This window comes from Pseudoalteromonas sp. NZS11_1, from assembly GCF_015864275.1.
GTDB classification, from domain to species: Bacteria; Pseudomonadota; Gammaproteobacteria; order Enterobacterales; family Alteromonadaceae; genus Pseudoalteromonas; species Pseudoalteromonas arctica.
Window position 1 is genome coordinate 1 of the sequence record NZ_JADYXK010000012.1, and the last position, 12,424, is coordinate 12,424.

Genomic DNA, 12,424 nt, shown 5'->3' on the forward strand with positions numbered 1-12,424 from the left:
CTGAGTTGTTCGTGCCTCGCTATGCGTTGGCGTTTCCCGTCTCAGTGGGGTCGCATTATAGGGAGATCCGAAAACAGATCAACCCTTTTTTGAAGAAAACTTGAAATAATGTGCTGTTCGCTGAGCATTTGAGCTAAACACGTTAAAAATACAACATAACTAGCAAATTATTAACAACTAAAGGTGTTTAAACTTCACTAATATTAAAAGTAAGCTTAAACGATCTTCATATAAAGACTTACACCCCATATGATCAATACGATCGTTAATGAAAGTGTTACGGCTGCAGATCCCATATCTTTGGCTCTACCTGACAATACATGCAATTCTGTACTTACTCGATCTGTTAATGCTTCAATGGCAGAGTTTAGCAATTCAACAATTAGAATAATAAGCAGTGAGCTAATTAGTATTGCCCAGTGTAATAATGATGAAGCAAGCCAAAATGAAGTGAGGAATAATATAAGGCTTAGTAATAGCTCTTGTCTAAATGCAGCTTCTTCTTTAAATGCTGCTTTAAAGCCAAGATAGGAGCAATAGGTTGCTTTGAAAACGCGTTTGAGGCCTAAGCCATTTGGTTTTAATACATCTTTCATTAATAAACTCTATGAATGAAGGTAAAAATAAAGCCCCGCACTGCGAGGCTTTTTATTTATGCTACGCCGTATTGATCACGGTAAGCTTTAACTGAGGCTAAATGCTCGCCCATCGTTCCTTGGTTTTCAAGGTAGCTAATAAGGTCTGCTAATTTTACAATAGAAATTACTTTGGTATTAAAGTCGCGTTCAACTTCTTGAATAGCTGATAACTCGGCTTTACCTTTTTCTTGGCGATCTAATGCAATTAAAACACCACTAAGGTCTGCACCATTTTGTGCAATAATTTCCATAGACTCACGAATAGCGGTACCTGCGGTAATTACATCATCAACTAGCATTATTTTGCCATTGAGTTCTGAGCCTACTAATGTACCACCTTCACCGTGTGCTTTTTTCTCTTTACGGTTAAAACAGTACGGTACATCTTTATCATGGTGATCTGCTAATGCAACTGCCGTCGTTGTCGCTATTGGGATACCCTTATACGCGGGACCAAATAGTACATCGTACTCTATCGCTGAATCTTCTAATGCTGATGCATAAAAACGACCTAAACGTGCTAAGTCACGACCTGTATTAAACAAACCGGCATTAAAAAAGTAAGGACTTATGCGCCCAGACTTTAAAGTAAACTCACCAAATTTTAATACCTGCTTCTCTAGAGCAAATTCTATAAACTCTTTTTGATAATCTTTCATATCTAGTGGCCTACCTATTTATGCTAATGCTTGCTTTTGTACGTCAATGATTTCACGAATAGAATGTTTAGCTAAAGTAAGTAACTCATCTAGCTCATCAAACGAGAAAGGTTCGCCTTCGGCTGTACCTTGAATTTCTATAATTTTACCTGTTTCGGTTAAAATTACATTCATATCAGTTTCTGCTGCTGAATCTTCAATATATTCTAAATCGCTAATTGCTTGGCCTTTGTATATACCTACTGAAGTAGCCGCAATCATATGTTTAAGTGGGTTTGAATTAATCATACCCTTGGCACGCATATGCGTTAGCGCATCAACAAGTGCAACACATGCACCACTTATAGAAGCAGTACGTGTACCGCCATCTGCTTGAATTACATCACAGTCGATAGTGATTGTGTTTTCGCCAAGTGCTTTTAAATCAACAGCAGCACGAAGTGCACGTGCAATTAAACGTTGAATTTCCATAGTACGACCGCCCTGCTTACCACGTGCAGCTTCTCGAGCATTACGCGTATGCGTTGCTCGCGGTAACATACCGTATTCAGCATTGATCCAACCTTTACCCTGACCTTTCATGAAACGAGGAACGCCCGATTCGACAGTAGCTGTACAAAGTACTTTGGTGTTACCAAACTCAACAAGTACTGAGCCTTCAGCATGCAAAGTATAATTACGTGTAAATGTAACAGGTCTAATTTGGTTAGGTGTTCTTTCGCTTGGACGCATTGACGATCCCCTTAATTCAGAATTTGCGACATTATAAGTGTATGTGGGTATAGATACCATGCTGATTTAAATAAATAGCTGTATGCAAAATATTCAGTGTATTAAATTTTCCCTAGAGCTTAAGCGGTGTTACGGTATAATCATCGTAATATTGTATTTATAAATTTAGGAAAATATCCATGATCCACAGTATGACAGCTTATGCGCGTCGCGAAATAAAAGGCGATTGGGGAACTGGCACTTGGGAAGTTCGTTCAGTGAACCAGCGTTACCTTGAAACATTTATTCGCGCACCAGAGCAATTTCGTGGCATGGAGCCAGTTATTCGTGAGCGTTTACGCAAACACTTACAACGCGGTAAAGTTGAGGTTTTTTTAAAGTTTGTAGCAAATCCTGCCCATGTTGGTGAGCTATCAATTAACCAAGCCCTTGCTGAGCAACTTATAAATAGCGCGAAATGGGTTCAACAGCAAAGTAATGGCGACATTAATCCTGTTGATATATTACGTTGGCCTGGTGTTATGGAAGCTGAAGAACTTGATATGGATAGCGTTAATACAGCACTAATTGCTGGTCTTGATCAAGTAATCGAAGATTTTAAATCAGCTCGTGGCGATGAAGGTGCAAACCTTGAAGAAATGATAGCAATCCGCCTTGATGCGATTTTAGAGCAAGTAGAAATTGTAGAAACGCACATGCCTGAGATTGCTAAGTGGCAACGTGAAAAACTGGCTCAAAAGCTAGAAGACTTAACAGCAAACATTGACGAGTCGCGCCTTGAACAAGAACTTATTTATCTTGCTCAAAAACAAGATGTAGCTGAAGAATTAGATCGTTTAAAGTCTCACGTTAAAGAAACTAAAAAAATCCTTAAAAAAGGTGGCGCATGCGGCCGCCGCCTAGATTTTATGATGCAAGAATTTAATCGTGAAGCTAACACGCTAGCATCTAAGTCTATCAATAGTGACATCACTACTGCCGCTGTAGAGTTAAAAGTGTTGATTGAACAAATGAGAGAACAGATCCAAAATATTGAATAGTTTTCAGCCAATTATGGCATATTCATAACTTATCGAAACCCGGGCTAGGCTCGGGTTTTTTATTAATACCAATAATATTTTGCATGTTGTTACCAAGCATCTTCGTCTAATGTGAGATTCTCACCTTCAAATCACTCTTTATTTTAGTCATTAAAAAGCCCGAGACTAAGCTCGGGCTTTTTGGTAACAATTAGCTAGGCTAAAAATTACGCTTTGAACGTTACTACAACGCACCTACGCCTAAAGTAAGAGCGCCACCTTCATATGACACTTTATTCTAGACATTAAAAAGCTCGAAACTAAGCTCGGGCTTTTTGGTAACAATTAGCTAGGCTAATAATTACGCTTTGGACGTTACTACAACGCACCTACGCCTAAAGTAAGAGCGCCACCTTCATATGACACTTTATTATAGACATTAAAAAGCCCGAGACTAAGCTCGGGCTTTTTGGTAACAATTAGCTAGGCTAATAATTACGCTTTGAACGTTACTACAACGCACCTACGCATAAAGTAAGAGCGCCACCTTCATATGACACTTTATTCTAGACATTAAAAAGCCCGAGACTAAGCTCGGGCTTTTTGGTAACAATTAGCTAGGCTAATAATTACGCTACGATAGTTGCTACAACACCAGCACCTACAGTACGACCACCTTCACGGATAGCAAAACGAAGACCTTCATCCATCGCGATTGGTGCGATTAGAGTTACTGTCATCTTGATGTTATCACCAGGCATTACCATTTCCACGCCATCTGGTAACTGTACGTCACCTGTTACGTCAGTTGTACGGAAGTAAAACTGTGGACGGTAACCTTTGAAGAATGGAGTATGACGACCACCTTCATCTTTCGAAAGTACGTATACTTCTGAAGTGAATGTAGTATGTGGGTTGATTGAACCAGGCTTAGCTAGTACTTGACCACGTTCAACGTCTTCACGTTTAGTACCACGTAGAAGTGCGCCGATGTTTTCGCCAGCACGACCTTCGTCTAGAAGCTTACGGAACATTTCAACACCAGTACAAGTAGAACGAGTTGTATCATTGATACCAACAATTTCTACTTCGTCATTGATGCGGATGATACCAGCTTCAACACGACCAGTTACAACAGTACCACGACCCTGGATTGAGAAAACGTCTTCGATAGGCATGATGAAAGGCTTATCGATGTCACGCTCTGGCTCTGGGATGTAAGTATCAAGTGCGTTTGCAAGCTCAACAATCTTATCTTCCCACTCTTTCTCGCCTTCTAACGCTTTAAGCGCAGAACCAGCAATTAGAGGTAAGTCATCACCTGGGAAATCGTATTCTGAAAGAAGTTCACGAACTTCCATTTCTACTAGTTCAAGTAGCTCTTCGTCATCTACCATGTCACATTTGTTCATGAACACGATGATGTAAGGAACGCCAACTTGACGAGAAAGAAGGATGTGCTCACGCGTTTGTGGCATAGGGCCATCAGTCGCAGCAACTACTAAGATCGCGCCGTCCATTTGAGCAGCACCAGTGATCATGTTTTTAACATAATCGGCGTGACCAGGACAATCTACGTGTGCGTAGTGACGTGAAGGAGTATCGTATTCAACGTGAGACGTTGAAATAGTGATACCACGTTCGCGCTCTTCAGGAGCGTTGTCGATTGATGCGAAATCTTTAGCAACACCGCCGTATACTTTTGCAAGTACGTTAGTGATTGCTGCAGTTAGTGTAGTTTTACCGTGGTCAACGTGGCCGATTGTACCAACGTTTACGTGCGGTTTTACGCGTTCAAACTTTTCTTTTGCCATCTTAAAAAATTCCTAATAAAGAAATTAAAGCCTGACTCACTATTGAGCCAGACAAGCTAAAATTATATAACAGCGCGAGCTGAAATTATTGTATCTGCAACGTTTTTAGAGGCTTCAGCGTACTTCACAAACTCCATAGAGTATGAGGCACGGCCCTGTGTTGCAGATCGTAAAGCAGTTGCATAACCAAACATTTCAGAAAGAGGAACCTGCGCATTAATTTGCTTAAGTCCACCTAATGCATCTTCCATGCCTTCGATTATGCCGCGGCGACGGTTTAAGTCGCCAACTACATCACCCATATTTGAATCAGGAGTGAGTACTTCAACCTTCATTACTGGCTCTAGTAGTACAGGGTTAGCTTTAAGCGCCCCATCTCTCATTGCCAGTGAACCTGCTATTTTAAATGCCATTTCATTCGAATCTACATCATGGAATGAACCATCATATAAAGTCGCTTTAACGCCAAGTAATGGGTAGCCTGCCAGTACACCTTGAGACATTTGCTCTTGGATACCTTTGTCTACCGCAGGGACGAACTCTTTAGGAACAGAACCACCTACGGTTTCGTTAACGAACTCGTAAATTGGTGACTCATCATCCGTAATATCCATCGGTTCAAGTTTAATCCAAACGTGACCATATTGACCACGACCACCTGACTGACGTATAAACTTCCCTTCAACCTTAACAGTTGAACGAATAGCTTCTCGGTATGAGACCTGCGGCTTACCAACGTTACATTCAACACTGAATTCACGTTTCATACGGTCGACGATGATATCTAGGTGAAGTTCACCCATGCCAGAGATTATAACCTGGCCTGATTCTTCGTCAGTTTGTACTCGAAAAGAAGGGTCTTCAGCAGCTAGTTTACCCAGCGCGATACCCATCTTATCTTGGTCAGCTATAGTGCGAGGCTCAACCGCAATAGAGATTACTGGTTCAGGGAATTCCATACGCTCAAGCGTAATAATAGAATTCGGATCACACAGTGTTTCACCTGTTGTTACGTCTTTAAGACCAATAGCTGCCGCGATGTCGCCTGCGAAAACTTCTTTGATCTCTTCACGAGAGTTTGAATGCATCTGTACGATACGGCCAAGTCGCTCACGCTTACTTTTTACTGGATTATATACCGTGTCACCCTGTTTAACAGTACCAGAGTAAACACGGAAAAAGGTCAAGGTTCCAACAAACGGGTCTGTTGCAATCTTAAAAGCGAGTGCAGCAAACGGCGCCTTATCATTAGCTGGACGTTCTTCCTCAGTACCATTTTCTAAGATACCTTGGATTTGTTTCACTTGCTCTGGTGAGGGCATATATTCAACAACGCAATCAAGCACAGCTTGAACACCTTTGTTTTTAAATGCGCTACCACAAGTAACTGGAACAATCTCATTAGCTAATGTTCGTTGGCGTAAAGCATTTTTAATTTCTGCTTCACTTAACTCTTCACCTTCTAAGTATTTATCCATTAGTTCTTCTGTTGCTTCAGCAGCGCTTTCAACTAAGTGAGAGCGCCATTCTTCAGCTAATTCCAGAAGTTCTGCCGGTATTGCCTCATAAGAGAAAGTCATACCCTGGTCCGCTTCGTTCCAGTTAATCACTTTCATTTTTATAAGGTCAATAACACCTTTAAAGTCGTCCTCAGCGCCTACAGGCAACTGAATTGGAACAGGCGTTGCTCCAAGACGAGATTTCACCTGGCTAACCACAGCTAAGAAGTCAGCGCCCGTGCGATCCATTTTATTTACGAAGATCATTCTCGGAACTTCGTATTTGTTCGCTTGACGCCAAACTGTCTCAGTTTGCGGCTGTACACCAGATGAAGCACAAAGAACAACTACCGCACCATCTAATACGCGTAAAGAACGCTCTACTTCGATAGTGAAATCTACGTGTCCTGGAGTATCAATAATATTGATACGATGGGCGTCAAATTGAGCATCCATCCCTTTCCAAAAACACGTTGTTGCAGCAGAAGTGATTGTGATACCACGCTCTTGTTCCTGCTCCATCCAATCCATAGTTGCAGCGCCATCATGTACTTCACCGATCTTATGAGAAAGACCCGTGTAGAACAGAACACGTTCTGTTGTGGTGGTTTTGCCTGCATCTACGTGAGCGACAATACCTATATTACGATAGCGCTCAAGTGGAGTTGTACGTGCCATATGATCCTCTTAAAGGTTAAAGACAGATTACCAACGGTAATGAGCGAATGCTTTATTCGCTTCAGCCATACGGTGAACGTCTTCACGTTTCTTAACCGCAGTGCCTTTATTATCAGAAGCGTCAACGATTTCTTGAGCTAAACGTAAGCCCATAGATTTTTCGCCACGCTTACGTGCAGCGTCTACTAACCAACGCATACCTAATGCGTTACGACGAACTGGACGTACTTCAACTGGTACTTGATAAGTTGAACCACCAACACGGCGAGATTTAACTTCTACCTGTGGGCGGATGTTATCAAGTGCAGTTTCAAAGATTTCTAGGTGCGACTTGCCTGATTTCTCAGCAGCCACGTCTAGCGCACCATAAACAATTTTTTCAGCAGTAGATTTCTTGCCGTCTAACATCACGATGTTAACGAATTTAGCAAGAAGTTCCGATCCGAACTTAGGATCTGGAAGAATTTTACGTTGACCGATTACGCGTCTTCTAGGCATTTTGTATCTCCGGTTTATTCAGGTTTGCTCTTTCGAGTCAATCACCCAAAACAATAATTATAAATATTTAGTGCTTGGCCTTACTAACGGAAAACAATTAGCCTTTAGGGCGTTTTGCACCGTATTTAGAACGAGCTTGACGACGATCGCTAACGCCTGCACAGTCAAGTGCACCACGAACAGTGTGAAAACGCACACCTGGTAAATCTTTAACACGACCACCACGGATTAGGATTACACTATGCTCTTGAAGGTTATGACCTTCACCGCCAATGTATGAAGTTACTTCGAAACCGTTAGTTAAACGTACACGTGCTACTTTACGTAACGCCGAGTTTGGTTTCTTAGGTGTAGTTGTATATACGCGAGTACATACACCGCGCTTTTGCGGACACGCTTTTAGTGCAGCTGAGTTACTTTTCGTAACCTTGCTACGGCGTGGCTTACGCACTAGCTGGTTAATAGTTGCCATTTAAATAGCTCCTGAAATTAAAATTACTACTGAAAAAAATAAAAAATCCGCCCTTTATTTACGAGCCTGCATTAAGCACACAAGTAAATGGGTGGCGGAATTTTAATGAGCAAAGTTTAACCTGTCAACCTAAACTAACCGCAAGACAGCATATAACTGACTTGCGATCACTTAATCTATTGATTAAGAACAGTTTATTGATTTCCAGACAAATCAGCATTTAGAGCGTCTGTAAGTGCTTGAGTTGCCTCTTCTGCACTTACTGTTTGCTCTTCTACTACTACTTTGCTTTGTTTACGGCGAGCCATACGTTCTTGATGATACGCAAAACCGGTACCGGCTGGGATCAAACGACCCACAATTACGTTTTCTTTAAGACCGCGAAGCTCATCGCTCTTACCATTCACTGCCGCATCTGTAAGAACACGTGTTGTCTCTTGGAAAGACGCTGCAGAGATGAAAGATTCTGTTGCTAGTGATGCTTTTGTGATACCCATTAACTGGATTTCAAACTTAGCTGGTATCTTACCTTGTTTTTCAAGGTCACGGTTTGCGATATTAACGCGCGCCACTTCGATTTGTTCACCGGCTAAGAAGTCAGTATCACCGCCGTGCATAATGGTACATTTACGTAACATTTGACGGATAATTGTTTCAATGTGCTTGTCATTGATCTTAACGCCTTGCAAACGGTAAACCTCTTGCACTTCGTTAACGATATAGTTAGCAACATGAGTCACACCACGTAGGCGTAAGATGTCGTGCGGTGATTCAGGACCATCGGCGATAACTTCACCTTTAGACACTTGCTCACCTTCAAACACGTTAAGTTGACGCCATTTAGGAATCATCTCTTCGTAATGATCACCTTCAGCTGGAGTAATAACTAAACGCTTCTTACCTTTAGTCTCTTTACCGAAGCTAATTGTACCAGTTACTTCAGCTAATATAGCTGGTTCTTTTGGCTTACGAGCTTCAAATAAGTCGGCTACGCGTGGTAGACCACCCGTGATATCACGAGTTTTCGAACCTTCTTGCGGAATACGTGCTAACACGTCACCTGGGTTTGCTGTAACGCCGTCAATAACTTCAATCGTCGTGAATGAAGGAAGACGTGTTTCTTGCAGACCGCGCTCTTCACTTTCGATGATAAGCTTTGGTTCTTTCGTATTTACTTTAGCAAGATCTTTTACAACTACACGGGTTAAACCAGTTAGCTCATCAGTCTGTGCTTCAGTATTTGAATCATCGATATCGCTGAACGATACTTTTGATTTATGCTCAAGAACGATTGGGTGACTATGCGGGTCCCAAGTAGCAACGATATCGTTACCTAGAACTTCAGCATTGTCTTGCACTGTTAATACCGCACCGTAAGGTACTTTATAACGCTCTTTCTCACGACCATGACTATCAATGATAGTAATTTCCGTAGAACGAGAGGTAATAACAATCTTACCGTCTGTGTTTAATACGTACTTAGAGTTATGAAGTTTTAATGTACCGTTAGTTTTAACTTGTACATTATTTTCTGCAGACGCTCTAGATGCCGCACCACCGATGTGGAAGGTACGCATTGTTAACTGTGTACCCGGCTCACCAATTGACTGTGCCGCGATAACACCCACTGATTCACCAGCGTTGATGATATGACCACGTGCTAGGTCACGACCATAACAGTTAGCACAAACACCAAAGTCATTATCACAAGTGATAACAGAACGTACACGAACTTCATCTACTGAATGCTCTTCTAAAAGATCACACAGTTTTTCGTCTAGCATGATATTACGTTCAACAAGCACTGTATTAGTACCTGGAATCACAATATCTTCAGCAACAACACGACCTAGAACACGTTCACGAAGTGCTTCTACAACATCACCACCTTCAATAAGCGGTTTCATTGTTAAGCCATCTTCTGTGCCACAGTCATCTTCATTGATTACCAAATCTTGTGCAACGTCTACTAGACGACGCGTTAGGTAACCCGAGTTTGCTGTTTTAAGTGCTGTATCGGCAAGACCTTTACGCGCACCATGCGTTGAGATGAAGTACTGAAGTACGTTTAGACCTTCACGGAAGTTAGCTGTGATTGGAGTCTCGATGATTGAACCATCTGGACGTGCCATTAGACCACGCATACCCGCCAACTGACGAATCTGTGCAGCACTACCACGAGCACCTGAGTCGGCCATCATAAACACTGAGTTAAATGACGGTTGCTCTACTTCTTCACCTTGTGCATTGATAACTGTGTCTTTCGACAAGTTAGACATCATCTCACGTGATAAGTTTTCGTTTACACGTGACCAGATATCGATAACTTTGTTGTACTTTTCACCAGCCGTTACAAGACCTGATTGGAATTGTTGGTTGATTTCAGTAACTTCAGCTTCAGCTGATTCAATTATCTGTGCTTTAACCGGTGGGATAACTAAGTCATCAATACCGATAGATACACCTGACTTCATTGCATAATGGAAACCGGTGTACATAACTTGGTCAGCAAAGATAACTGTATCTTTAAGACCTAGACGACGGTAACACTCATTCAATAAGCCAGAAATCTGCTTTTTACCTAGCGGCTGGTTGATTGACGCAAACGGCATGCCTTTAGGTAAAATTAGAGACAGAATCGCACGACCAACAGTTGTATCGATAACAGTAATAGTATCTTCTACTACGCCGTCTTCGTTTTTAACTGATTGGCTAATACGTACTTTCACAATTGCGTGAAGGTCTGCATTGCCACTGCGGTATGCTTTTTCTGCTTCTTTTGGATCTTTAAATATCGCGCCTTCGCCTTTAGCGTTAATGCGGTCACGAGTCATGTAATAAAGACCCAATACAACATCCTGTGAAGGAACGATGATTGGCTCACCATTCGCAGGAGATAGAATGTTGTTTGTTGACATCATCAATGCACGAGCTTCAAGCTGCGCTTCGATTGTTAACGGTACGTGTACCGCCATTTGGTCACCATCGAAATCGGCGTTGTAAGCCGCACATACTAATGGATGCAAATGAATCGCTTTACCTTCGATAAGCACAGGCTCAAACGCTTGGATACCCAAACGGTGAAGTGTTGGTGCACGGTTAAGTAATACTGGATGTTCACGAATTACTTCGTCAAGTACATCCCATACTTCCGGAACTTCACGTTCAACCATCTTCTTAGCAGCTTTGATTGTCGTAGCCATGCCGCGACGTTCTAATTTGCCATAGATGAATGGTTTGAATAGCTCTAGTGCCATCTTCTTCGGAAGACCACATTGGTGAAGCTTAAGTGTAGGACCAACTGTGATTACAGAACGGCCTGAATAATCCACACGCTTACCAAGTAAGTTCTGACGGAAACGACCTTGCTTACCCTTGATCATATCAGCAAGAGATTTAAGAGGACGTTTGTTAGAACCTGTAATTGCACGACCACGACGACCGTTATCAAGTAGCGCATCTACCGCTTCTTGTAACATACGTTTTTCGTTACGTACAATAATGTCTGGTGCTGCTAAATCTAGTAGACGCTTAAGACGGTTATTACGGTTAATAACACGACGGTAAAGGTCATTTAGATCAGATGTCGCAAAACGACCACCGTCTAATGGTACTAATGGGCGTAGATCAGGTGGCAATACTGGAAGTACTGTCATGATCATCCACTCAGGGTTATTACCTGATTGGTGGAACGATTCCATTAACTTAAGACGTTTAGTGATTTTTTTACGCTTAGTTTCAGAGTTAATTGTTGGTAACTCTTCACGCATCTCAGCAATTAATTGAGCAAGATCAAGTTCACGAAGCAAGTCTAAAACTGCTTCAGCACCCATCTTAGCTTCAAACTCATCACCGTGCTCTTCTAGTGAATCTAAGTATTCTTCTTCACCTAATAGCTGACCACGCTCAAGCGTTGTCATACCAGGTTCAGTTACTACGAATGATTCGAAGTAAAGAACACGTTCAATATCACGAAGCGTCATATCTAGCATTAAGCCAATACGTGACGGTAATGATTTTAAAAACCATATATGTGCAACTGGGCTCGCAAGGTCGATATGACCCATACGATCGCGTCGCACTTTAGTGAGTGTTACTTCAACGCCACACTTTTCACAGATCACACCACGGTGTTTAAGGCGTTTATATTTACCACATAAACACTCATAATCTTTCACTGGGCCGAAAATACGGGCACAGAATAAGCCATCGCGCTCAGGCTTGAAAGTACGGTAGTTAATAGTCTCAGGTTTCTTTACTTCACCGTATGACCATGAACGAACCATGTCTGGTGAAGCAAGACCAATGCGAATTGCATCGAATTCTTCGGTCTTATTTTGTTGCTTCAGAAACTTAAGTAAGTCTTTCACCTTAGCTCTCCTGTCGGAGTTAATCTTGAGGACGGATAATCTCGT

The 12,424-nt window shown here is 41.9% G+C and carries 9 protein-coding genes; 1 reads left to right on the forward strand and 8 read right to left on the reverse strand.

From position 1 onward, the window contains the following. Positions 1-215: 215 nt before the first annotated feature. Genes I6F44_RS10215 through rph form a run of 3 tightly spaced genes read right to left on the reverse strand, consistent with a single transcriptional unit; the run spans position 216 to position 2,029 of the window. Positions 216-596 (reverse strand): diacylglycerol kinase, encoded by a 381-nt coding sequence (locus I6F44_RS10215; protein ID WP_024591295.1) that lies wholly within the window; start codon positions 594-596, stop codon positions 216-218. Between the two features lie 56 nt (positions 597-652). Beyond that, positions 653-1,297 carry an orotate phosphoribosyltransferase gene (pyrE, locus tag I6F44_RS10220; RefSeq protein ID WP_007583381.1) on the reverse strand — a complete coding sequence of 215 codons (645 nt, stop codon included), beginning with the start codon at positions 1,295-1,297 and terminating at the stop codon, positions 653-655. Between the two features lie 18 nt (positions 1,298-1,315). After that, positions 1,316-2,029, reverse strand: a complete 714-nt coding sequence (rph, locus tag I6F44_RS10225) for a ribonuclease PH (RefSeq protein WP_197173729.1) — start codon at positions 2,027-2,029, stop codon at positions 1,316-1,318. A gap of 179 nt (positions 2,030-2,208) precedes the next feature. Here rph and I6F44_RS10230 point away from each other — a divergent pair, with 179 nt between their 5' ends. Continuing rightward, positions 2,209-3,069 (forward strand): YicC/YloC family endoribonuclease, encoded by an 861-nt coding sequence (locus I6F44_RS10230; RefSeq protein ID WP_002958889.1) that lies wholly within the window; start codon positions 2,209-2,211, stop codon positions 3,067-3,069. Positions 3,070-3,677: 608 nt separating this feature from the next. Here the strand turns inward: I6F44_RS10230 and tuf are convergent. The 5 genes from tuf to rpoC all read right to left on the reverse strand — a co-directional run bounded on the left by tuf (position 3,678) and on the right by rpoC (position 12,379). Next, positions 3,678-4,862 (reverse strand): elongation factor Tu, encoded by a 1,185-nt coding sequence (tuf, locus tag I6F44_RS10235; protein ID WP_024589451.1) that lies wholly within the window; start codon positions 4,860-4,862, stop codon positions 3,678-3,680. Positions 4,863-4,924: 62 nt separating this feature from the next. Further along, the gene (gene fusA, locus I6F44_RS10240) at positions 4,925-7,039 is read right to left on the reverse strand and encodes an elongation factor G (protein ID WP_007580132.1); all 2,115 of its coding nucleotides are present in this window, start codon (positions 7,037-7,039) and stop codon (positions 4,925-4,927) included. Between the two features lie 27 nt (positions 7,040-7,066). Next, positions 7,067-7,537: a 30S ribosomal protein S7 gene (gene rpsG / locus I6F44_RS10245; protein WP_010555004.1), complete on the reverse strand. Its 471-nt coding sequence runs from the start codon at positions 7,535-7,537 to the stop codon at positions 7,067-7,069. A 97-nt stretch (positions 7,538-7,634) separates the two neighbouring features. Further along, the gene (gene rpsL, locus I6F44_RS10250) at positions 7,635-8,009 is read right to left on the reverse strand and encodes a 30S ribosomal protein S12 (RefSeq protein WP_002958885.1); all 375 of its coding nucleotides are present in this window, start codon (positions 8,007-8,009) and stop codon (positions 7,635-7,637) included. Between the two features lie 194 nt (positions 8,010-8,203). Beyond that, positions 8,204-12,379 (reverse strand): DNA-directed RNA polymerase subunit beta', encoded by a 4,176-nt coding sequence (gene rpoC / locus I6F44_RS10255; protein WP_007580130.1) that lies wholly within the window; start codon positions 12,377-12,379, stop codon positions 8,204-8,206. Between the last annotated feature and the right edge of the window lie 45 nt (positions 12,380-12,424).

What these genes read in the sequence shown, in the direction of transcription:
- I6F44_RS10215 (WP_024591295.1), bottom strand. Translation starts at nt 596, where the DNA reads ATGAAAGATGTATTAAAACCAAATGGCTTAGGCCTCAAACGCGTTTTC.
- pyrE (WP_007583381.1), bottom strand. Translation starts at nt 1,297, where the DNA reads ATGAAAGATTATCAAAAAGAGTTTATAGAATTTGCTCTAGAGAAGCAG.
- rph (WP_197173729.1), bottom strand. Translation starts at nt 2,029, where the DNA reads ATGCGTCCAAGCGAAAGAACACCTAACCAAATTAGACCTGTTACATTT.
- I6F44_RS10230 (WP_002958889.1), top strand. Translation starts at nt 2,209, where the DNA reads ATGATCCACAGTATGACAGCTTATGCGCGTCGCGAAATAAAAGGCGAT.
- tuf (WP_024589451.1), bottom strand. Translation starts at nt 4,862, where the DNA reads ATGGCAAAAGAAAAGTTTGAACGCGTAAAACCGCACGTAAACGTTGGT.
- fusA (WP_007580132.1), bottom strand. Translation starts at nt 7,039, where the DNA reads ATGGCACGTACAACTCCACTTGAGCGCTATCGTAATATAGGTATTGTC.
- rpsG (WP_010555004.1), bottom strand. Translation starts at nt 7,537, where the DNA reads ATGCCTAGAAGACGCGTAATCGGTCAACGTAAAATTCTTCCAGATCCT.
- rpsL (WP_002958885.1), bottom strand. Translation starts at nt 8,009, where the DNA reads ATGGCAACTATTAACCAGCTAGTGCGTAAGCCACGCCGTAGCAAGGTT.